The sequence below is a fragment of the Rheinheimera sp. UJ63 genome (assembly GCF_021568285.1).
Classification (GTDB): Bacteria; Pseudomonadota; Gammaproteobacteria; order Enterobacterales; family Alteromonadaceae; genus Alishewanella; species Alishewanella maricola.
In genome coordinates this window covers 105089-126002 of record NZ_JAKGTQ010000003.1, presented here as the reverse complement: position 1 = coordinate 126002, position 20914 = coordinate 105089, and the positions used below count along the sequence as shown (strand labels likewise).

The 20914-nt window shown below is 46.2% G+C and carries 21 protein-coding genes; 15 read left to right on the top strand and 6 right to left on the bottom strand.

All coding sequences use genetic code 11. The annotated features are described in order from the left end of the window. Positions 1-226: 226 nt before the first annotated feature. From L1N97_RS10745 to L1N97_RS10735, 3 genes are all read left to right on the top strand, one after another. Positions 227-976 carry an electron transfer flavoprotein subunit beta/FixA family protein gene (locus L1N97_RS10745; RefSeq protein ID WP_229585879.1) on the top strand — a complete coding sequence of 250 codons (750 nt, stop codon included), beginning with the start codon at positions 227-229 and terminating at the stop codon, positions 974-976. Further along, the gene (locus tag L1N97_RS10740; RefSeq protein ID WP_229585880.1) at positions 976-1902 is read left to right on the top strand and encodes an electron transfer flavoprotein subunit alpha/FixB family protein; all 927 of its coding nucleotides are present in this window, start codon (positions 976-978) and stop codon (positions 1900-1902) included. Before L1N97_RS10745 ends, L1N97_RS10740 begins: the two co-directional genes overlap by 1 nt. 195 nt (positions 1903-2097) lie before the next feature. After that, a complete protein-coding gene (locus L1N97_RS10735; RefSeq protein WP_226751481.1) occupies positions 2098-2592 on the top strand; it encodes a GNAT family N-acetyltransferase in 495 nt (164 codons plus the stop codon). A gap of 63 nt (positions 2593-2655) precedes the next feature. On the opposite strand, the gene L1N97_RS10730 is transcribed toward L1N97_RS10735, so the two are convergent. Both L1N97_RS10730 and fur read right to left on the bottom strand, forming a co-directional pair. After that, positions 2656-3681: a CNNM domain-containing protein gene (locus L1N97_RS10730; RefSeq protein WP_229585881.1), complete on the bottom strand. Its 1026-nt coding sequence runs from the start codon at positions 3679-3681 to the stop codon at positions 2656-2658. Between the two features lie 146 nt (positions 3682-3827). Continuing rightward, a complete protein-coding gene (gene fur, locus L1N97_RS10725; protein ID WP_229585882.1) occupies positions 3828-4268 on the bottom strand; it encodes a ferric iron uptake transcriptional regulator in 441 nt (146 codons plus the stop codon). 152 nt (positions 4269-4420) lie between these two features. Between fur and L1N97_RS10720 the strand changes: the two genes are divergently transcribed. Next, a complete protein-coding gene (locus L1N97_RS10720) occupies positions 4421-4891 on the top strand; it encodes a DUF4442 domain-containing protein (RefSeq protein WP_229585883.1) in 471 nt (156 codons plus the stop codon). A 65-nt stretch (positions 4892-4956) separates the two neighbouring features. Here L1N97_RS10720 and fldA read toward each other — a convergent pair whose 3' ends face one another. The 4 genes from fldA to L1N97_RS10700 form a co-directional block, all read right to left on the bottom strand. Further along, positions 4957-5487 carry a flavodoxin FldA gene (fldA, locus tag L1N97_RS10715; protein WP_226751485.1) on the bottom strand — a complete coding sequence of 177 codons (531 nt, stop codon included), beginning with the start codon at positions 5485-5487 and terminating at the stop codon, positions 4957-4959. A gap of 13 nt (positions 5488-5500) precedes the next feature. After that, positions 5501-5773: a LexA regulated protein gene (ybfE, locus tag L1N97_RS10710; protein WP_226751486.1), complete on the bottom strand. Its 273-nt coding sequence runs from the start codon at positions 5771-5773 to the stop codon at positions 5501-5503. A gap of 15 nt (positions 5774-5788) precedes the next feature. Continuing rightward, entirely contained in the window at positions 5789-5986 is a 198-nt protein-coding gene (locus tag L1N97_RS10705) for a DUF2788 domain-containing protein (protein WP_229585884.1), read from the bottom strand. A 64-nt stretch (positions 5987-6050) separates the two neighbouring features. Continuing rightward, complete coding sequence (locus tag L1N97_RS10700) at positions 6051-6812, bottom strand: alpha/beta fold hydrolase (protein ID WP_236129786.1); 762 nt, start codon at positions 6810-6812, stop codon at positions 6051-6053. A gap of 106 nt (positions 6813-6918) precedes the next feature. Between L1N97_RS10700 and seqA the strand changes: the two genes are divergently transcribed. From seqA to L1N97_RS10645, 11 genes are all read left to right on the top strand, one after another. Further along, positions 6919-7482 (top strand): replication initiation negative regulator SeqA, encoded by a 564-nt coding sequence (seqA, locus tag L1N97_RS10695; protein WP_236129785.1) that lies wholly within the window; start codon positions 6919-6921, stop codon positions 7480-7482. A 16-nt stretch (positions 7483-7498) separates the two neighbouring features. Continuing rightward, a complete protein-coding gene (gene pgm / locus L1N97_RS10690) occupies positions 7499-9148 on the top strand; it encodes a phosphoglucomutase (alpha-D-glucose-1,6-bisphosphate-dependent) (protein ID WP_236129784.1) in 1650 nt (549 codons plus the stop codon). Between the two features lie 204 nt (positions 9149-9352). Further along, the gene (locus L1N97_RS10685; RefSeq protein WP_236129783.1) at positions 9353-11839 is read left to right on the top strand and encodes a glycogen/starch/alpha-glucan phosphorylase; all 2487 of its coding nucleotides are present in this window, start codon (positions 9353-9355) and stop codon (positions 11837-11839) included. 144 nt (positions 11840-11983) lie between these two features. Next, a complete protein-coding gene (locus L1N97_RS10680; RefSeq protein ID WP_236129782.1) occupies positions 11984-12853 on the top strand; it encodes a hypothetical protein in 870 nt (289 codons plus the stop codon). Between the two features lie 103 nt (positions 12854-12956). Then, on the top strand, positions 12957-13994 hold the full coding sequence (astE, locus tag L1N97_RS10675) for a succinylglutamate desuccinylase (protein WP_236129781.1): 1038 nt from the start codon (positions 12957-12959) through the stop codon (positions 13992-13994). Between the two features lie 144 nt (positions 13995-14138). After that, a complete protein-coding gene (locus L1N97_RS10670) occupies positions 14139-15323 on the top strand; it encodes a thiamine pyrophosphate-dependent dehydrogenase E1 component subunit alpha (protein WP_229585891.1) in 1185 nt (394 codons plus the stop codon). Continuing rightward, positions 15323-16300 carry an alpha-ketoacid dehydrogenase subunit beta gene (locus tag L1N97_RS10665; RefSeq protein WP_226751495.1) on the top strand — a complete coding sequence of 326 codons (978 nt, stop codon included), beginning with the start codon at positions 15323-15325 and terminating at the stop codon, positions 16298-16300. The genes L1N97_RS10670 and L1N97_RS10665 overlap by 1 nt, the downstream gene beginning before the upstream one ends. A 10-nt stretch (positions 16301-16310) precedes the next feature. Then, a complete protein-coding gene (locus L1N97_RS10660) occupies positions 16311-17912 on the top strand; it encodes a dihydrolipoyllysine-residue acetyltransferase (RefSeq protein WP_236129780.1) in 1602 nt (533 codons plus the stop codon). 188 nt (positions 17913-18100) lie between these two features. Next, the gene (locus L1N97_RS10655; protein ID WP_229585893.1) at positions 18101-18598 is read left to right on the top strand and encodes an energy transducer TonB; all 498 of its coding nucleotides are present in this window, start codon (positions 18101-18103) and stop codon (positions 18596-18598) included. Positions 18599-18696: 98 nt separating this feature from the next. Further along, positions 18697-19956, top strand: coding sequence for a S1C family serine protease (locus tag L1N97_RS10650; protein WP_229585894.1), 1260 nt, complete (start codon positions 18697-18699; stop codon positions 19954-19956). Next, positions 19947-20903 carry an FHA domain-containing protein gene (locus L1N97_RS10645; RefSeq protein WP_236129779.1) on the top strand — a complete coding sequence of 319 codons (957 nt, stop codon included), beginning with the start codon at positions 19947-19949 and terminating at the stop codon, positions 20901-20903. The genes L1N97_RS10650 and L1N97_RS10645 overlap by 10 nt, the downstream gene beginning before the upstream one ends. Positions 20904-20914 lie beyond the last annotated feature (11 nt).

Below are 20914 nucleotides of genomic sequence, written 5' to 3'. Positions count from 1 at the left end.
TGGGGGTGGCGGTCGCGAGTGGCTTAATGAAAATAACGCATTAAGCACCTCAGTAAACCGACGTTGGATGCTATAGTTTACATAATTGTCGCATCTAATACGGCTATCAGAATATTGCAGGTTGACGTTAACGTCAACAGGAAGTAGATTGACAGGCATTCGACAAGTTAAACTTTACCTTCACGTAAAGCAGCCTGCAAAAGGCTGGCATTAATATGAGGCCATTATGAAGCTATTAGTACCGGTAAAACGGGTAATTGATTATAACGTGAAAGTTCGGGTTAAACCGGATCAAACTGGTGTGGATTTAGCGAATGTCAAAATGGCATTGAATCCGTTCTGCGAAATTGCTGTTGAAGAAGCGGTGCGCTTAAAAGAAGCCGGTACCGCTAGCGAAGTGGTCGTGGTGTCTATTGGTGCAAAAGCGGTTCAAGAACAGCTGCGTACAGCTTTAGCCTTAGGTGCAGACCGCGCTATTCATATCGAAACTGACCTTACGCTTGATTCGTTACAAGTGGCTAAATTATTAGCCAAAGTGGTGGCAGAAGAACAACCACAGCTAGTGATTCTGGGTAAACAAGCGATCGATTCTGATAATAACCAAACCGCTCAGATGTTAGCTGCGCTAACCGGTATGGGGCAGGGTACTTTTGCCTCAAAAGTAGTGGTGGCTAATGATAAAGTGCAAGTGACACGTGAAATTGACGGTGGCTTGCAAACAGTAGAACTGAGTTTACCTGCGGTGGTATCAACCGATTTACGCTTAAATGAACCGCGTTACGCCTCACTGCCGAACATTATGAAAGCGAAAAAGAAACCTTTAGATGTTAAAGCCGCAGACAGTTTCGGTGTCGGCTTAAGCTCAGAAGTACAGACCTTAAAAGTCACGGCACCACAAAGCCGTAAAGCCGGGGTCATTGTCGAGTCAGTGGCTGAGTTGGTCAGCAAGTTAAAAGATGAAGCGAAGGTGATCTGATGACGATTTTAGTAATTGCAGAACATAATAACGCGGCGTTAAAAGCGGATACATTCAAAACAGTACAAGCGGCGACCTTAATTGGCCAAGACATCCATCTGTTAGTAGCGGGGGCAGATTGTCAAGCTGCAGCTAACGAAGCCGCGACCATCGCGGGGGTCAGTAAAGTGTTACACGCAGATGCGCCCGCTTATGGCCATCAACTGGCTGAAAATGTCGCCGCACTGGTGGCCGAGCTAGGCGCGAGTTACAGCCATATTCTGGCGGCCGCGACCACCACCGGTAAAAATATGCTGCCACGCGTAGCGGCTTTACTTGACGTGGCACAGCTTTCCGATGTGATTGCGATTGAAAGTGCCGATACCTTTGTCAGACCTATCTATGCCGGCAACGCTATCGCTACCGTGCAATCGACGGCCAAGATTAAAGTATTAACGGTGCGTAGTTCCGCTTTTGCCGCTGCTGCAACCGGCAATACTGCTGCCATTGAAGCGGTGTCGGTGGTTAAAGATCTCGGTGTTTCTCGTTTTGTCGCAGAAGAGCTTACCAAATCAGAGCGTCCTGAACTCACCGCCGCTAAAGTGATTATTTCTGGTGGCCGTGGTATGCAAAATGGTGAAAATTTTGCGCTGCTAAATGGTATTGCCGATAAGCTGAATGCGGCGATTGGTGCGTCTCGCGCTGCAGTGGATGCCGGCTTCGTGCCGAATGATATGCAAGTGGGCCAAACCGGTAAAATTGTGGCTCCTGATTTGTATATTGCCGTCGGTATTTCTGGTGCTATCCAACACTTAGCCGGTATGAAAGACTCGAAAGTGATTGTTGCCATTAACAAAGACGCTGAAGCGCCAATCTTCCAAGTAGCGGATTACGGTATTGTTGGCGATTTGTTTAATGTGCTTCCTGAGCTTGACGCTGCACTGTAACCGCTGGCGTTAATAGCAAGTCGTTATGAAAAACGGAGTGGCCAAGCCACTCCGTTTTTTTAGGCCGCGACAAAAACCTTTAACTGCTTAACCTCGCTTTTCGCATAATCTGCTGGCTTTTCCTGTGGCGCAACTTTACTATTTGCAGCTGTTATTTAGCTCATATGGTCTGGTTCGTCTTCAGGGAGAAAAGTCATGTTACCGCTTATTCGACATGCAGAGCCGGCAGATATTGCGGCAGTGAAAGCCATTTATGATGCCCCCTTAGTCTATGCTAACACCTTACAATTGCCGTTTCAGCCGATGGCAAAATGGCAAAGTTTATTTGAACCGCAAGCCGGTTTTTATAATTTGGTGGCGGAATTAGAAGGTGAAGTCATTGGTCAATTAGGTTTACAGGTGATGCAGAATCCGCGGCGACGCCATGCTGCGGATATTGGTATGGCAGTCGCTGAAGCGTATCAAGGGCAGGGGGTGGGCTCGTCGCTGCTGCGTGCCGCCTTAGATTTAGCGGATAACTGGTTAGCCCTGCGGCGTATTGAATTACTGGTGTATAGCAATAACGACTCCGCGATTGCATTGTATGAACGTTTTGGTTTTGAAGTTGAGGCGGAATTAACAGATTATGCCTTTCAATATGGCAACTATATCAATGCGCTGCAAATGGTGCGGATTAATGCTGACCTTTAATCAAAGCGCACCGGCGGTTTAAGACGTTTTAGGGTGAAACCTTAGGTTTCACCCTGTTATTTATTATTTCATCTCTTCCAGTTGTTTTTGCTTGTTTTCCCAACGGCGTTTCGCAAAACGACGCAGGTTGGGAATGTTATCGGTTTCATCCATAATCGGTTGGCCGATAATGGCTTCAAACACATCTTCCATGGTCACTAAACCCATCCAGCTGCCGTATTCGTCATAAACCAGCGCCATATGTTGCTGCTCGCGGATCAACTGCGACATTAATTGCTCAACATTCATTTTATCCGAAATGACTTTAACCGGTTTTTTGATGTCTGAGGCCGTTTGTCCGCTCTGATAATCCAGCATGTCATAACGAAACACGATGCCGATGGGAGCTTCTTCGTGATCTAAAATAGGATAACGGGAATACTGGCCTTTTTTGGCGCGTTTCACTAAATCGGCTAACAGTTCATCCGGTTTGGCATAATCACAAACGGTGCGCGGCGTCATAATATCGCGTACTTTGATCTCATGCAGATCCAAAATATTACTGATCACCCGTTGCTCATTTTCATCCAGCTTATTTAACTCGCGGCCTAAAATGGTTAAGGCTTTAATTTCTTGTCTTAAATCAAGTTCATGCTGGCCGCCACCAAATAATTTCATCACCTGATCCGACATCCAGATAAAAGGTTTTAGCAACAGAATCATTGCGTTTAACACAGGAGGCAACACTGGCACTAGGCTTGGCCAATAACGGGCCCCGATGGTTTTCGGCACGATCTCGGAAAGAATCAAGATCAATAAGGTCATTACCGCAGAAGCGATACCCAAATAGCCATCACCAAATACAATAGTGACTTGCGCACCGACACCGGTAGCACCCACGGTGTGGGCCACGGTATTGAGTGTTAAAATCGCCGCTAAGGGTTGGTCAATTTTTTCTTTTAATTGTTTTAGTTTTTCGTATAGCTTTGGCTTGAGCAATTTTTGCTGCGCAATATAGCTCGGTGTGATGGAGAGTAGGGCGGCTTCAAGAATAGAGCAAATGAAGGAAACGCTGATAGACAAAACCACAAACGCGATCAATAAACTCATATAATTTAGTTTTAACACCTCTTTTTGCTAAGACGGCAACATTATATCAAGCGTATTTAACAATAGCTTTAAAATTATTGCTGAGATCGGCCAGCAATTTGAGCAAAAAAAAACCTTCACAAGGAAGGTTTTTTTAAGGTTTGGATTTATTGATTTTGCGCGTAAAGCTTACATTTTGCCGCATCTTCGCACTCACCATACAAATACAAACTGTGATGGGTGAGTTTGATGCCATTGCTGTTAGCGATTTCTAATTGGCGTCTTTCGATAATATCATCTTCAAATTCGACGACCTTACCGCATTTTAAACAGACTAAATGATCATGATGGTTAGCACCGGTGAGTTCAAACACCGATTTGCCGCCTTCAAAATGGTGGCGCGTTAAAATGCCCGCATCATCAAATTGGTTAAGTACTCGATAAACTGTGGCTAAACCGATATCTTCACCCAACTCCAACAGGATTTTATACACATCTTCAGCGCTGATATGCTGATTTTTTGGATCTTGTAGGATCTCAAGGATTTTCACTCGAGGCAGCGTGACTTTGAGGCCCGCTTTGCGTAATTCGGTATTGTGATCGTTCATAAGTACTCTTTTTTAACGTGAACTTGCTAAGGATTATAAAGAGATCAGGGCTATATTCAAATGCTTTATGTACATTGCTTTTTTATGAGCCACTCTTGTACTGTTAACGGCAATCGGTAGAATGCGCTAAACAGGTCTTACCAGGGGAACTTATGCGTTGGGCATTTAAGCCATCGGTACTGCGGCATTTACTTAATTTTTGGCCGCCGTTTTTATTTTGTGGTATCAGAGTGACGGTATTAAGTGATGATTATCGCTATTGTAAAGTAGAGCTAAAATCACGGCCTTGGACCAAAAACATTAATCGCAGTCAATTTGGCGGTTCTATGTTTGCGATGACCGATCCCATTTATCCCTTGATGTTAATGGGCGCCTTAGGTAAAGAGTACCACGTTTGGGATAAACAAGCTGACATCAACTTTATTAGCCCTGGCTACAGTAAGTTGGTGGCTGAGTTTTGGTTATCGGATGACACCGTGACCGACATCAAGCAACACACAGCACAGGGCGACAAATATTTTCCACAGTTTCTGGTGCATATTCATGATGCGAAACATCAGGTAGTCTGTGAGGTCAATCGTACCTTGTATGTGCGAAAGAAAGCACAATATCGCGCTGGCTAAGCATCAAAAAGCACAAAGGCTGCCCATGGCAGCCTTTGTTTGAATAGCCTAAGCGCTAGCTGCAATTACAGCGAGGCAAACTCAGCTAAACTCATTTCATCATAAACTTGTTTACACCACTGCTTAACCCTTTTTTCGGTTAATTCAGGTTGACGATCTTCGTCAACCCCTAAACCGATAAAGTGGTTATCATCCACTAAGGCTTTTGAAGCCACAAAGTTGTAGCCTGCGGTTGGCCAGTGTCCAACGATGATGGCGCCTTTAGGTTCGATGATGTCACGTAATGTGCCCATCGCATCGAGGAAATACTCCGCGTAATCTTCCTGATCACCACAACCAAAGATACCAACCAGTTTATTATTAAAGTCGATGCCTTCAAGTTCTGGGAAAAAATCGTCCCAGTCACATTGTGCTTCGCCATAATACCAAGTAGGAATGCCCAACAGCAGTAAATCAAAATTCGCTATATCTTCTTTACTGCTTTTAGCGATATCCCGTACTTCTATTAACTGTTTACCCAGTTCTTTCTGGATCATTTTGGCGATATGTTCAGTGTTACCTGTATCGCTACCAAAAAAAATGCCAACTGTTGCCATGTTTTAAGCCTTCTTACCCGGCCAAAGCCTGTTCTAAAAGATGTTCAATAAAGTGACTACGTGTCATATTTGCCTGTGCGGCGGCCAAATCAAGCTTTTCACAAAGCTGTTCTGGCACTTTACACTCAATACGCTTTAAGCCCTTAACACGATCGCGTTTAATTTGATTACGTTTGTTTTGTTTCAGTTGTTCTTCCCGTGGCAACAAATTGGTTTTGGGCCGACCAGGACGCTTATCCAAAGCAAACAAATCAATAGTTGTGCGATCAGTGGCTATTTTCGCCATTAATCTGTAACCCTCTTATTCGAAAAAATACTGCACAATACTTTTCACGATAAACACCAGGGGTGATAAAAACAGCACTAGCCAAACAAAAATTTGTCCGATTCTTGGTGCTTCACTTTTCTTCAAGACGTCTCGGATAGCCAGTACGATAAAGAAGTACAATCCGCCAAGTCCTAACCATAATCCAATGGTTTCAAACTGTTCTATGCTCATTGACATCGTTCGCCTCTGAAAAAAGTGCGCGCATCATAGCATATTTAGTGAAAAGTTTTCTGCGTTACGTCAATAAAAAGTCAGATACCAGCTTATTAAACGCACTGGGTTTTTCGGCATGTAACCAATGCCCCGTGCCTTGAATAATCTTCGCTTGTGCCTGTGGGAACAAGCCTAAGATGGTTGGGCGATGTTCTGGCAAAATATAATCCGATTCGGCGCCCTTGATAAACAAGACTTTACCATTGAATTGGCCACCGGCTTGCGGCGCGTTTATCAGCTGCGGATACTGCTGCTGCAAGGCGGCTAAGTTAAAGCGCCAACGAAATCCGTTGTCTGTTTTCTCTAAGCTCTTCAGTAAAAATTGCCGCACACCCGGTTCAACAATGTGCTGCGCCATCTGTTGGTCTGCCTCACCGCGATTGGCGATGTGCAAAAGATCAACCTGATTTAAGCCGGCAAAAACCGTGCTATGCCGAGCGCTGTAACTGACCGGAGCAATATCCGCCACAATTAAGCGGTCGAGTTGCTCAGGGTGGCGCAGCGCAAATTCCATCGCCAATTTACCACCCATCGAGTGCCCTAACACCGCAAAAGGTCGCAGCCCTAAGTCATCTAAGGTTTCAGACAGATCGGCTGCCATCAGTGAATAGTTCATTTCATCGCTATGTGCTGAGCGGCCATGATTGCGTACATCAACGTTGAGTACCTGAAAATGCTCGCTTAGCGCACGCGCCACACCGCCTAAATTTTCTAAGCTACCGAATAAACCGTGGACCAACACCACTAAGGGGCCTTGGCCTGTTAATTGATAATGTAAAATCATAATTATCCTATCTGCGTAATTGCTGCTATTTTAACAAAACAGCGAACTGGCGTCAGTGGCAAAGCCTTTATATAATGACCTGAATTTGAGGTAACGGATTAAATCTATGAAAACCATTGAAATTGACGACGATTTGTATCAATACATTGCGGCACAGACATTACAGATTGGCGAAAGTGCGTCGGATATACTGCGTCGTTTATTGCCTGGTGCTCCGCTAAAAACTTCCACTGCATCCCTTGACAGCTCGCCAGAGCTCAGCAAAGCTAAGTCTGAAGCGCCAGTGGTTCCGGTTGCAACGGTTAGCGAGCCGCCAAAGCGTACCGAGAAACAAGGCAATATTTTTGATCTGGTCACGCCGGCTGATTTACAAGCCGAGCACAATATCGTTGGCCGTTTTTTGTATTTGTTGTCGGTGTTAGCCCGAGTGCACAAAAAAGACTTCCCCAATGTGTTGGAAATAAAAGGCCGCAATCGCCTGTATTTTGCTAAATCAGCAGCGGAATTGTCTGAAAGTGGCAGTAGTACTAACCCTAAGCAAATTCCGAATACGGATTTTTGGGTGATTACTAACTCGAACACAACTCGCAAGAAAATGATGTTGACAGAAACGGCAAGCAAACTGGGTTATAGCGCTGAAGACGCAGAACGTATTCGCGATTTATTATAATAATTAAGGAATGGTTATGTCATTACATCCGCTGGCAGGTCAGCCGGTACCTAACGAACTTATCCCGAATGTTTGCCGCTTAATGACGGCCTATTATGTCTTGGAACCCGATATTCATAGCCATGCCACTCACCGCGTTAGCTTTGGGACTTCTGGCCATCGTGGTAGCGCATTAAGCTGCTCTTTCAACGAGCCGCACGTTTTAGCCATTTGCCAAGCGGTCGCCGATTATCGTAAAGCACAGGGGATCACGGGCCCGTTGTTTTTAGGTAAAGATACGCATGCCTTATCTGAAGCCGCCTTTGCCAGTGCCTTAGAGGTACTAATTGCTAACAATATTCAGGTTTGTATTCAAGAAGGCCTTGGCTATACGCCTACGCCGGTGATTTCTCATGCCATTTTAACGCAAAATAAAGGCGCTACTGGCCAACTTGCCGATGGTATTGTTATTACACCGTCGCACAATCCACCTGAAGATGGCGGTATTAAGTACAATCCACCGCACGGTGGCCCAGCCGATACCGATGCGACAGACTGGATTGAGCAACGCGCTAATGAATTACTGGCTAACGAATTAGACGGTGTGCGGATGATGCCTTACGCCTTGGCCTTACAATCAGGCTATTGCCAGCATATCGATTATATCCAGCACTATGTTGATGACCTGGAAAACGTGATCGACATGGCCGCCATTGCCAAAGCCGGGATACGGATCGGGGTCGATCCTTTAGGGGGTTCCGGTATTGCCTATTGGCCGCGTATTGCTGAACGTTATGGTTTAAATATTACCGTGGTAAACAACAAAGTTGACCCGTCATTCTCTTTTATGTCGTTAGATAAAGACGGCAAGATCCGCATGGATTGTTCCTCTGCTTATGCCATGGCGAATTTAATTAAACTCAAAGATCAGTTTGATGTGGCCATTGGTAACGATCCCGATTTTGACCGCCATGGCATCGTGACGCGCAGTGGCGGCTTGATGAACCCGAACCATTACTTGGCGGTGGCGATCAATTATTTACTGGCGAATCGACCGCAGTGGGATGACAAACTGGCCATCGGTAAAACCTTGGTATCCAGTGCGCTAATTGACCGAGTCGTTGCAGCACAAGGCCGTATTTTAAAAGAAGTACCGGTTGGTTTTAAATGGTTTGTTGAAGGTTTACACCAAGGCACTATTGCTTTTGGTGGCGAAGAGAGCGCCGGTGCCAGTTTCTTACGCCATGATGGTACCGCTTGGTCTACCGATAAAGACGGTTTTATCTTGGGCTTATTAGCCGCTGAAATGCTGGCAAAAACCGGTGTTGATCCTTATCAGCAATACCAAGCGTTAACGCGTGAGCTGGGCTCGCCGTTGTATCGTCGTTTAGATGCGCCGGCGGATGCCAAGCAAAAAGCGGCATTAAAGAATCTGGATACCAGCAGTGTCAGTGCCACCCATTTAGCGGGTGATGCCATCTTAGCGGTTTTAACGAAAGCACCTGGTAACGATGCCAGTATTGGTGGCGTTAAAGTCGTGACAAAGAATGGCTGGTTTGCTGCGCGGCCATCGGGTACCGAAAACGCCTATAAAATATACTTAGAAAGCTTTGTTGATCAGGCCCACTTAGAGCAGCTAGAAATGGATGCGAAAGCCTTTGTGGCTGATGTGTTCAGTAAAATGTAGTGTTACACCCTTTAGGCAGGTAAACACGCTTTTGTCGCGCATTTGCCTGCCTGCTGCGGTTTAAATAAAAATCGTGATTATGTAATTTAATTACAGGATGCACTTTTTTTTTGCCAAAACGACCTTTATAGGCTATTGTTTTAGTAATTTTTCAACAAATATGCATTGAAATCGTGAAATACGCGGAAAACTTTAGGATTGGCAATGAAAAAAACCACTACAGCTAAAGCGGCCGCGTCTGCCGCAACTGCCACAGAGCAGTTGAAAGAACGCATTGTTAAACATTTACACTCCACCTTAGGTACCGATCTTAATAAAGCCAGTCATCAGGCTTGGTGGCGCGCGACCTGTGCCGCTGTCAACGAACAAATCTACGACGGTTTAAGAACAACGCAACGTACCCACTATGAAAAAGATACTCGGGCACTCCACTATTTCAGTTTAGAGTACCTGATGGGGCGTATGTTCAGTAATAACCTGCATAACCTTGGGTTATACGAGCAAGCAAAACAAGCTTTATCTGAATTGGGCTTAGACATTGCCGATTTGGAAGATCAAGAAGAAGATATGGCACTGGGTAACGGTGGTTTAGGGCGCTTAGCCGCGTGCTTTATCGAATCGTTAGCCACCTTAAATTATCCGGCCATTGGCTATGGTATTCATTACGAAAACGGTTTGTTCCAGCAAAGTTTTCAAGATGGACGTCAAATCGAACGTCCAGACAGCTGGCGCGAATACGGTAACCCTTGGGAGATCTGTCGCCCAGAATCAGTACAAGAAATTGCTGTTTATGGTTATGTCGAGACCGTATTTGATTTACAAGGCCAAATGCAAAAAGTCTGGCACCCGGGGCGTATTATCAAAGGTGTGCCTTGGGATATTCCTATTGTTGGTTACGATGGTAGCTCAGTTAACGTGTTACGTTTGTGGGAAAGCCGTGCCTCAGACTTTTTCAACTGGGACGTATTTAACTCGGGTGGTTATATCGATGCTGCGCGTGAAAACGTGGAAGCCGAAAATATTTCCAAAGTGTTATACCCCAATGATGAAACGGATGCCGGTAAAGAGTTACGGTTAATTCAGCAGTATTTCTTCTGTTCTTGTTCATTAAAAGACATTATTCGCCGTTATAAACGTCGGCACGGTGATGATTGGAGCCACTTTGGTAAACAAGTGGTCATTCAATTAAACGATACTCACCCTGCGGTAGCGATTCCTGAATTAATGCGTATTTTAGTCGACCGAGCGCAAATGGCTTGGGATGATGCATGGGCGATTTGTCAGCAGGTTTTTGCCTACACCAACCATACCTTATTGCCAGAAGCGCTAGAGCGTTGGCCGGTAAGATTGTTTGAAAAAGTATTACCTCGGCACATTGAAATTATTTATGAAATCAACCGCCGCTTCTTGTTAGAGCAGGTAGACGTGTTGTGGCCTGGCGATAACGAGAAAAAACGTAAATTGTCTATTATCGAAGAAGGCCATGAGCCAATGGTTCGGATGGGGCATTTATCGGTTGTGGGTTCATTTAAAGTGAATGGTGTGGCCGAAGTGCACTCTAAATTGGTGCAATCCGATCTGTTCCCAGAAATGGTGGCATTATGGCCGGATAAATTTACCAACATCACTAACGGTGTCACGCCACGGCGTTGGTTAAAGTCATGTAACCCGCGTTTGGCTAAATTGCTGGATACGATTGTCGGTACAGATTGGCCACGAGAGCTGAATCAGTTACAAAAACTGGTTGAGCATGCCAAAGATCCGCAGTTCCAAGAAAACTTTATGGCGATTAAACAGCAAAATAAAGCTGATTTAGCCGTGGTGATTAAGAAACTGACGCGTATCGATGTTGATCCTACCGCGATGTTTGACGTGCAAATTAAACGCTTACATGAATACAAACGGCAACATCTGAATTTACTGCATATCTTGGCGTTATATCGCCGTATTTTGCAAAATCCAGACTACGATATGGTGCCTCGTGTGTTCTTGTTTGGTGCTAAAGCCGCACCCGGTTACAAGCTGGCTAAAGACATTATTTATGCCATTAATAAAGTCGCTGAAAAAATCAACAACGATAAGCGAGTTAAAAACCGTATTAAAGTGGTGTTCATGCCGAACTACCGCGTCACCTTGGCTGAAAAACTGATCCCCGCAGCAGATATTTCTGAGCAAATCTCTACGGCTGGTAAAGAAGCTTCGGGTACCGGTAATATGAAACTGGCGTTAAATGGTGCCATTACAGTAGGGACCTTGGATGGGGCTAATATTGAAATTGCCGAAGAAGTCGGTGAAGACAATATCGCGATCTTTGGTTTAACGGTAGATGAAGTTAAAGCGCTTCATCAGAAGGGCTATCATAGCAGCGAGTATTACCATAATAACCCTGAGCTGAAAGCGATCCTGGATTGGTTAGAAACCGATTACTTTACGCCAGGTAAACCCGGTGAGTTAGCGGCAATTAAACGCAGCTTGTTAGATGGCAACGACCCATACTTAGTATTGGCTGATTTTGAGTCTTACTTAGCGGCGCAGCAAAAAGTCGATACATGGTATCGTGATCCTGCGCTTTGGGCAGAGAAAGCCATTATCAATACCGCATCGGTCGGGAAGTTTACTTCAGATCGCTCTATCAACGATTATGTTGAACGGGTGTGGAAACTGAAGTCTTGCGACATTATTAAAAAGTAAAAGAAAAAAGAAAGTAAACGTCTGATTGCGTTTCTTCATAGTTTAAACGGCAGCGCTTTTCGCTGCCGTTTTTATTTAATGCTCGAAACTTGTTTTGCTTTCTTTTATGCTAGCGCCAAGTTCGATGGCGTAGTGTGAGAGCTTATGCGTTTTCTTTGCGTGGTAATATGCTTTTTCTGCTTTAGTAAAATGGCCAGTGCTAACGAGTCATTGGCCAACACTTTGCAGTGGGCCATCAATGATGCACCGCCTTTTCATATTATTGACGGGCCCTATCAAGGCTTAGGCTTGTGTGATGGATTAATGGATGCGGTACATCGCGCCTTGCCAGATAAACAACGTTCAGTGTGGTTAATGCCACAAGCGCGCATCAGTAGTTTATTAAAACAACAATCCGAATTATGCTTCCCCTGTATGATTTATCATGGCCGACATGATGAGCGAGCCTATTTCAGTTTACCGACCCATGTCTATTACCCTTATCAATTGATCACCACCAAAGCCAAAGCGGCACAAATACAATTGCGCTATGGTAATCCATTAGCGTTTGCCGCCTTATTGGCCGATAAACACTACCGCTTAGGTTATCCGGCGGGGCGGCGCTATAGTATTTTGCAGCCCTTGTTAGATAAAACCCCACCGTTTCTCGCACGAACTGGCAGTGGCGGTGCTATTGCGATCCTGCAGATGATTGTGGCAGATCGCTTAGATTACACGATGGATTATCCCATTATTGCCAATTACTTTCATAAAGTGTTTGATAGCGAGTTAACGTTAACCCCACTGCAAGAGAATGATCAAACGCACATGCCTGGCGCCATTGGCTGTGCTAAAACGGCATGGGGCCAAGCGGTCTTAGCCGAGATCAACGCGGTAATGCCGCAAATAAGACAAGATCCCGCCTTTTTAAAAGTACTGGAATTGTGGGCAGGGCAAGATCCTGCTGCTTACCTAGAATTCAATAAACTGCATTTGGCCAATCCTGCTTATAATGCCAGCCCCTTACAACCTTAAATGGCTTCGTACTAACCGCGGCGTTTGGTGATCAGGCTTTCTCGGGTTACTATCAGAAAAAACACTACTAAGAATTAACATTTTATCGACAGGAGTAACAGCAATGATGATGGAGCAGTTTCGTCATAGCGGCGATTTTTTAGCTTTTACCTTAGCCAATCCTAATGGTTTAGCCCCTTGTCAGTTTGAATTAGGCTCAGGCGTTACTGTCGAGATCTGGGATACTGGTGTGATCTGTTTTCAGCCCGCCCAAGCCGCTCGACAGCATATTATTCTCAGTTGTGGTGTGCATGGTAATGAAACGGCTCCCATCGAACTGTGTGCCACTATCGTGCAAGATATTTTACAGGGGCATTTAACACCTACTGAGCGGGTATTAGTGCTATTCGCTAATCCTGCCGCCATAAATTTAGGCCGTCGTGAAGTGACTGAGAATTTAAATCGGTTATTTTCGGGGCATCATAGTAAGGGGGCGGGTTTAATCAACGCCGAGCGGCAACGTGCCCAAGCGTTAGAGCAGTATGTTACACGATTTTATGACGGCGCCCCGGCCAATGAGCCGCGTTGTTTATATGATTTACACACCGCCATTCGTGGCTCTCGTTTTGAGAAGTTCGCCGTGTATCCTTTTTTACATGGTAAGCCTTGGCGCAAACAACAGTTACAATTTCTGGCGGCTTGCGATGTGCACACGGTGCTGATGATGCAAACGCCGGCCAGTACCTTTAGCTATTATGCGTCGCACAGCCATGGCGCGAATGCCTTCACCATAGAACTGGGTAAAGTGCAGCCGTTTGGCCAAAATGATATGTCACGTTTTGCCCAAGCAGACAGTGCCTTACGTGCACTGATTACCGACCGTTTACCTGCGCCGAAACCTTTTGCGGCAGAAGATTTTCATCTTTATGAAGTGTATCGCGCCATTAATAAGCAAACTCAAGATTTCAAGTTGCATTTTGCTGACGATGTCCAGAATTTCACCAGTTATCCGTTAGGAAGCTTATTGGCTACCGATGGTGACTTAGAGTATCGGGTAGAGCGCGAGGGCGAGGCGTTAATTTTCCCGAACGCTAAAGTGGCCATTGGGCAGCGTGCTATGCTGATGGTGGTACCCACAGACATTCAACATAACCTGATCTAACGTCTTAACGACCTTAGCCAGTAAATATAACCTGACAGTACTGTGTGCTGTTAGGTTTTTTTATGCCAGCGCGCGGTTGCATTGCAGTTTACGTAAAGGTAAAGTCTAGCGGAAAAACGAGTCATTACAACCAAGAGAGTCCTTATGACCAATCCAAATAACGCCACCATTACCACGGTGCATCGCGCAGAGTTTACTGCCAGTGACGCGTTAAAAATCCCTACCTTAAGGATCCTGAAAGACGATGGTAGCCTTTATGCAGAAGCAGAGGCACCCACGTTAGACAAGGCAACCGCGTTAAAAATGTATGACACTATGGTGTTTATCCGAGTGCTAGATGAAAGGATGTTGGCTGCACAGCGCCAAGGTCGCATCAGTTTTTACATGCAATGCTTAGGCGAAGAGGCAACCACTGTCGGCAGTGCGGCAGCGTTAACGGATCTTGACATGATTATGGCGCAATACCGCGAACAAGGTGCTTTGCGCTATCGTGGCTTTACGCTAGAACAATTTATGAACCAGTTGTTCTCCAACGAGAAAGACTTGGGTAAAGGCCGGCAGATGCCGGTGCATTATGGTAGCAATGCTATCAACTATATGACGATTTCGTCACCCTTAGGCACCCAGATCCCACAGGCCAGTGGTTACGCTTATGCGCAAAAGTTGCGTGGATTGGAAGCCGTAACAATTTGTTATTTTGGTGAAGGTGCGGCTTCTGAAGGCGACTTCCATGCCGGTTTAAATATGGCAGCGGTGCACAAAGCACCGGTGATTTTCTTCTGTCGCAACAATGGCTATGCCATTTCTACGCCAGCGAATGAACAGTTTGTCGGTGACGGTATTGCCTGTCGCGCGGTAGGTTATGGCATGAAGTCGATTCGTGTTGACGGGGCCGACATTCTGGCGGTGTTTAAGGCCACGCAAATGGCCCGTGAATATGCGTTAAAGCATAACGAGCCGGTTTTAATTGAGTCGATGGCATACCGTTTAGGTGCCCATTCCTCTTCTGATGATCCAAGTGGCTATCGTTCTAAGGAAGAAGAAGCCTTATGGCGCAAGAACGATCCTATCGCCCGTTACAAAGCCTGGTTATTACAGCAAGGTTGGCTGGATGAAGCGGCCGACAAAGCGCAAACTGAGCAGTTACGTATTGATATCTTAGATGCGCTTAAAGTGGCTGAAAAAGTGGCGAAACCAGGTATCGAACACTTAATTTCTGATGTTTATGCCGAGCCTATTCCTGCATTACAGCAACAATTAGACGAATTAAAACAGCATATCCGGAAATATCCAGATGCGTATCCGATCACGGCGGGGAGATTAGACTAATGGCAAAAATGAACATGTTGCAGGCCATTAACAATGCCCTAGATTTGGCAATGGCTAAAGATGATGGCGTGGTCTGTTTTGGTGAAGATGTTGGCCACTTTGGTGGTGTATTTCGTGCAACCAGTAAACTGCAAGAAAAGTATGGTAAAGCTCGTTGTTTCAACACGCCACTGACTGAGCAAGGTATCGCTGGTTTTGCCAATGGTATGGCGGCACAGGGCATGAAGCCGGTCGCTGAAATTCAATTTGCGGATTATATCTTTCCCGCCTTTGACCAAATCGTCAATGAAACCGCCAAGTTTCGCTACCGCTCGGGTAATGAATTTAATGTTGGTGGCTTGGTGTTCCGTACGCCTTACGGTGGCGGCATTGCTGGTGGACATTACCACAGCCAAAGCCCAGAGGCCTACTTTGCGCACACCCCGGGTTTAAAAATCGTGGTACCTCGCGACCCTTATCAAGCGAAAGGCTTACTCTTAGCCTCGATTGCTTGTCCGGATCCGGTGATCTTTTTTGAACCTAAGAAACTGTATCGTGCCTCCATTGGCGAAGTACCAGAAGAGTATTATGAGTTACCTATCGGTAAAGCTGAGATCCTACAACAAGGTAAGGATGTCACGGTACTGGGCTGGGGCGCGCAAATGGAAATTATTCAAAAAGCCGTTGAGATGGCCGCTGCCGAAGGTATTTCCTGTGAAGTGATTGACCTGCGCAGCATTCTGCCATGGGATGCGGATACCGTTGCCGCATCCGTGAAAAAAACCGGCCGTTTAGTGATTAACCACGAAGCGCCATTAACCGGTGGTTTCGCCGGTGAAATTGCCGCGACCATTCAAGGCAGCTGTTTCTTGCACCTCGAAAGCCCCATCGAACGGGTGTGCGGTATGGATACACCTTATCCGCTGGCGCTAGAAAAAGAATATGTCGCCGATCATCTGAAAACCTTCGAAGCGATTAAACGCTCGGTTAACTTCTAAGGAGCCCCGGATGAAACAAGATTTTATTCTGCCAGATATTGGCGAAGGTATTGTTGAGTGTGAAATCGTGGAATGGCTGGTTGCTGAAGGCGATACCATTAGAGAAGACCAACCGGTTTGTGATGTGATGACCGACAAAGCTTTAGTGCAGATCCCCGCGGTTTATAACGGTGTGGTCAGTAAACTGTACTATGCCAAAGGTGAGATTGCTAAGGTACATGCGCCATTATTTGCAATGGAGATTGCTGACGATGGCAATACCGCTGCCCATGCTGAACCCGCGAAGGCCACCCAAGTAGCGGCCCCAGCTCAGCCTGCTGCTGCGCCACAAGCTAATGGCACGATCAGTGAAGACTTTATTTTACCGGATATCGGTGAGGGTATTGTCGAGTGTGAAATCGTAGAATGGTTAGTTGCTGAAGGTGAGACCATCAGCGAAGATCAACCGGTTTGTGATGTGATGACTGATAAAGCCTTAGTGCAGATCCCGGCAAAACACTCGGGTGTAGTCAGTAAACTGTATTATGCCAAAGGTGAGATTGCCAAGGTGCATGCGCCGTTATTTGCCATCAGTCGTGCAGTGGATGCGCCATCTGACAGCAGCAATGCGGTTACCGCAGCCCCGGCAGCCACCACCAGCAGCGCAGTGACTGCTCAGGCTAAAAGTAATCATGCCGCGGTAAGTCGTCAGGCGCCTCAAGGTAAAGCCTTAGCTAGCCCTGCGGTGCGGCGTTTAGCACGTGAACTGGGTGTGGATATTCATATGGTACCAGGCTCTGGTGATAAAGGCCGGGTGTTTAAAGACGATGTCCGTGCCTTTACTGCCAGTGAGGCGAAGCCCACGACGCAAGCAACCGCCAGCAGCGTGAGCAACACGACAGCCTCTGCAGCGCCAGCAGCATCAGCGTCTCATCGCGTTGAAGCTATTCGGGGGGTTAAAGCAGCCATGGCTCGGCAAATGACCGAGTCGGTATCGACTATTCCGCATTTTACTTATTGCGAAGAAATTGATTTAACGGAATTGATTGCCCTGCGCAGCCAGTTAAAAGATCACTATGCCAAGCAAGGCGTGAAACTGACCATGATGCCGTTCTTTATGAAAGCCTTATCGCTGGCGATCAATGAGTTTCCGGTAATGAACAGTCAGCCGAATGCCGACTGCACTGAATTAACTTATTTTAGTGCGCACAATATTGGCATTGCGGTTGACTCTAAAGTCGGTTTGTTAGTGCCTAATATTAAAGGTTGTGAGCAAAAGTCTATTGTGGAAATTGCCAATGCCTTAACTAAATTAACGGAGGCCGCTCGCGAAGGCCGAGTGAGTCCTGCTGATTTAAAAGGCGGCACGATTACCATCAGTAATATTGGCGCCATTGGTGGCACAGTAGCGACACCCATCATCAATAAACCGGAAGTGGCAATTGTCGCCCTAGGTAAGGTGCAGTCTTTACCGCGCTTTGATGCCAAAGGCCAAGTGGTCGCTCGGCAAATTATGCAAGTGAGCTGGTCAGGCGATCACCGCATTATAGATGGTGGTACCATTGCACGCTTTACCAATTTGTGGAAACAGTATTTAGAGCAGCCAAGCAGTATGCTGGTGGCTATGCGCTAAACCGTGCATTTTAAGTCGATTTAAAACCCCAGCTTGCTGGGGTTTTGTTTTTGGTGAATTGAAACTGAAATGTAAACTTTATTTTTTTGCAGTGTTGCGTTAAATTGCTGACTGTTTATGTTTTATCCATCAGGCGTCATCACAGCGTGTTGTCAGTGTTTGTTTGAATTTAATCTAAAGGAACTAGAATGGTTATTGTTAGCAACCTCCAGTTAGGTATCAAGCTCAGCATCATACTCGCGGCACTTATGCTCGGTGCTTGCCAAACCCCAGCGCCTTCAACCTATTCTGATTTACCGCTAACGCCAGGTTTGCTGAATCAGCCGTCGTGGCAGGTGGTCAAGCCGATTGAACCGCTTTATCCGGTCGAAGAAGCCATAGAGGGTACCGAGGGTTGTGCCAGCCTTTCTTATGTGGTGACGCCCACTAATCAATTAACGGATGTGCAGGTGTTGCATGCGTCCTCACATCGATTTGCCCGTGAAGCGCGCAAAGCCATCGCTAAGTGGCAATGGCAACATTTACCGGCAGGGTTGCTCAATGCACCGGTGAAAAGCGCCGTGCGTTTTGAATTTTGTTTAGAAGATAACAGTGGGCACTGCAATGAAGCCTTTTTTGCTGCGCCATCGAAATGCCCAGGCGAGGATGTACTTCCGGTCATTGGTTATCGGATCAAGAATCTCTAAAGAGAATAGCCGTGTTTAGCGTGATGACCGGCAGATTAAGCTTGTAAAAAAAATAGGTAGTGCTAAGGTCAAATCTTGTTATGTCGGGAGTTATCAGGATGTTTTATAGGCGTTTTTTCATTAGCATGGCGTGTTGTTTCGGCTTGGCAGCCTTTCAGGTACAAGCGGACAATGCGCAACAGGTCTTTAGCCAATATCAAGATGCCTTACTGCAGGTGCAGGTCGTTGAAAAACAAACTCAGCACAAAACCTCAATTGGCAGCGGTTTTTATATTGCGCCCGAGTTGGTGATCACCAATTATCATGTGGTTGCAAGCCGCGTTGCCACCCCAGATAGCTATCAATTAATGGCAAAGTTTGGTGATGATGGCTTACAGCCATTAGAGATTTTAGCCCTGGATGTGGTAAACGATTTAGCCTTGTTGAAAGCCCCGGCCAGAGTAGGACATTTTTTTGCGTTAGCCGATGCCTTACCGGAGCAGGGCGCGGAGGTGTTCAGTTTAGGTAATCCGCATGATTTAGGCATGGTAGTGGTGCCGGGTACCTATAACGGCATGAAACAACAAAGCTTTTATCCGCGTTTACATGTCACGGGCTCGATTAATCCGGGTATGAGTGGTGGCCCTAGTGTTAACGAGCTTGGCCAAGTGGTTGGGGTGAATGTGTCAACCGGCGGTAATCAATTAGGCTTTGTGGTGCCGATGGCGCAGGTTAAAGCCCTGGTGAATACACAGCCTGCCGAGGTCCCTGCAGTTGAGCTATTAAAAACACAAATTGGCCAACAGTTATTGGCCAACCAACAACAAATGCTCGAACCCTTATTAAACGCTAACTGGCAAATGAAAGCTTTAGGCCGGGGTTTAGTGCCAGAGAGTATCGCGCCTTATATCACTTGTTGGGCTCGCACTAATCCCCCCCGCGTAGAGCAAGAAATTCGCGCTTCTGCCGCGTTTTGTGGTTTGTCGGAAGATGTGTTTATTAGCCATCAATTCACCACCGGCAAAATTCAAATGCAATTTGAGTGGTTTGATGGCTCGGCGTTAGCCATGACAAAATTCGTGCATCATTACGCGAACAAACTTAAACAAATGCGCCCAGACAATCGCGCTTCGGTGCGTGATGTTGGCGAATATAGCTGCTTAAGTGACATTGTCGGCGACAAGCAAGTTGCAGCTCGCACCATCTATTGTGTGCGTGCCTACAAAGATTACCCCGAGCTATTTGATGTGTTGTTTTTAGCTGGAACCGTGCCTGCTGAGCAACAAGGTTTTGTGAGTCACTTTTCGTTAGCGGGCGTTAGTCAACAAAATGCCGATGCGTTTACCCGTAAGTTTATGGAGACAGTGAAATGGCAGTAATTATTGAGCTGTTAAATAATCAGGGAAAAAGTATTGGGATCCATAAATTTACTCAAAACGCTATCCGGATTGGTCGCAGTTATGATAACGATGTTATCTTACTGGATCCGCACAGCTGCGCTGAGCATGCCATGCTCAGTTGCGATGAGCAGGGGCAGTGGCAGTTGCGCGATCTGGATTCTGCAAATGGCACTTTAAGTAGCTCAGGGCAGCGTATTCAGCAAACAGCGATCCCGCATTCTGGCCAAGAATTTATCTTAGGCAAGCAACGTTTACGGGTGTTTTTTGCGGCGGCCAGTGTCGCGCCAACGCGCATACTCGCTAAAGGCTGGCACAGTTTACAATTATTATCGTCAGTACCCTTGCTGATCTTATTATTGTTGTTGGTATCTGCGTACTTTTCTTATGAAATGTGGCTGGGTGCCATCGGTGAGGCAGCTGAGAATTGGCATCGACAGTTATTAAGTATTCCGTTTATTTTATTGGCTTTGCTGCTGTGGCCTGCACTGTTAGCGTTATGGGCGCGGCTGCGCTCGCAAGAGTCAAACTTTCGACCGCAGGTGACGCTGATCCTGCTCATTACCGCGAGTTGGCTACTTTGGTCAGAATTGAGCCGCTGGTTAAGTTTTAACTTTAGTCAGGCCGTGTTGGTCGAGGTGTTGCAATTAACGCTGCCGGCAGTACTGCTTGTGGTGTTGTTTTGGAATGGCTTTAAACTGGCGGGTATGCAACGTAAAAGTTTACAGCTAGTGTTAACCACTGCCTTAGCGAGTACTTATTGGTTAGTGCCCTACATGCAAGCGGCTGGGCCGCAATTAATGCCGCAGTATCAAGCGGAATTATTGTCACAACCTATGCTCATTAGCACGCCCAAAAATCCAGAAATGTTTTTAACCGACAGTGCCAGCTTGTTTGACAAGGCGACACAGTCGGCGAAACAACCTTAAGCGTTAAATTT

Bases quoted from the DNA above. Each gene is read 5' to 3' on its own strand.
- L1N97_RS10745 (WP_229585879.1), top strand. From the start codon at position 227: ATGAAGCTATTAGTACCGGTAAAACGGGTAATTGATTATAACGTGAAA.
- L1N97_RS10740 (WP_229585880.1), top strand. From the start codon at position 976: ATGACGATTTTAGTAATTGCAGAACATAATAACGCGGCGTTAAAAGCG.
- L1N97_RS10735 (WP_226751481.1), top strand. From the start codon at position 2,098: ATGTTACCGCTTATTCGACATGCAGAGCCGGCAGATATTGCGGCAGTG.
- L1N97_RS10730 (WP_229585881.1), bottom strand. From the start codon at position 3,681: ATGAGTTTATTGATCGCGTTTGTGGTTTTGTCTATCAGCGTTTCCTTC.
- fur (WP_229585882.1), bottom strand. From the start codon at position 4,268: ATGAACGATCACAATACCGAATTACGCAAAGCGGGCCTCAAAGTCACG.
- L1N97_RS10720 (WP_229585883.1), top strand. From the start codon at position 4,421: ATGCGTTGGGCATTTAAGCCATCGGTACTGCGGCATTTACTTAATTTT.
- fldA (WP_226751485.1), bottom strand. From the start codon at position 5,487: ATGGCAACAGTTGGCATTTTTTTTGGTAGCGATACAGGTAACACTGAA.
- ybfE (WP_226751486.1), bottom strand. From the start codon at position 5,773: ATGGCGAAAATAGCCACTGATCGCACAACTATTGATTTGTTTGCTTTG.
- L1N97_RS10705 (WP_229585884.1), bottom strand. From the start codon at position 5,986: ATGAGCATAGAACAGTTTGAAACCATTGGATTATGGTTAGGACTTGGC.
- L1N97_RS10700 (WP_236129786.1), bottom strand. From the start codon at position 6,812: ATGATTTTACATTATCAATTAACAGGCCAAGGCCCCTTAGTGGTGTTG.
- seqA (WP_236129785.1), top strand. From the start codon at position 6,919: ATGAAAACCATTGAAATTGACGACGATTTGTATCAATACATTGCGGCA.
- pgm (WP_236129784.1), top strand. From the start codon at position 7,499: ATGTCATTACATCCGCTGGCAGGTCAGCCGGTACCTAACGAACTTATC.
- L1N97_RS10685 (WP_236129783.1), top strand. From the start codon at position 9,353: ATGAAAAAAACCACTACAGCTAAAGCGGCCGCGTCTGCCGCAACTGCC.
- L1N97_RS10680 (WP_236129782.1), top strand. From the start codon at position 11,984: ATGCGTTTTCTTTGCGTGGTAATATGCTTTTTCTGCTTTAGTAAAATG.
- astE (WP_236129781.1), top strand. From the start codon at position 12,957: ATGATGATGGAGCAGTTTCGTCATAGCGGCGATTTTTTAGCTTTTACC.
- L1N97_RS10670 (WP_229585891.1), top strand. From the start codon at position 14,139: ATGACCAATCCAAATAACGCCACCATTACCACGGTGCATCGCGCAGAG.
- L1N97_RS10665 (WP_226751495.1), top strand. From the start codon at position 15,323: ATGGCAAAAATGAACATGTTGCAGGCCATTAACAATGCCCTAGATTTG.
- L1N97_RS10660 (WP_236129780.1), top strand. From the start codon at position 16,311: ATGAAACAAGATTTTATTCTGCCAGATATTGGCGAAGGTATTGTTGAG.
- L1N97_RS10655 (WP_229585893.1), top strand. From the start codon at position 18,101: ATGGTTATTGTTAGCAACCTCCAGTTAGGTATCAAGCTCAGCATCATA.
- L1N97_RS10650 (WP_229585894.1), top strand. From the start codon at position 18,697: ATGTTTTATAGGCGTTTTTTCATTAGCATGGCGTGTTGTTTCGGCTTG.
- L1N97_RS10645 (WP_236129779.1), top strand. From the start codon at position 19,947: ATGGCAGTAATTATTGAGCTGTTAAATAATCAGGGAAAAAGTATTGGG.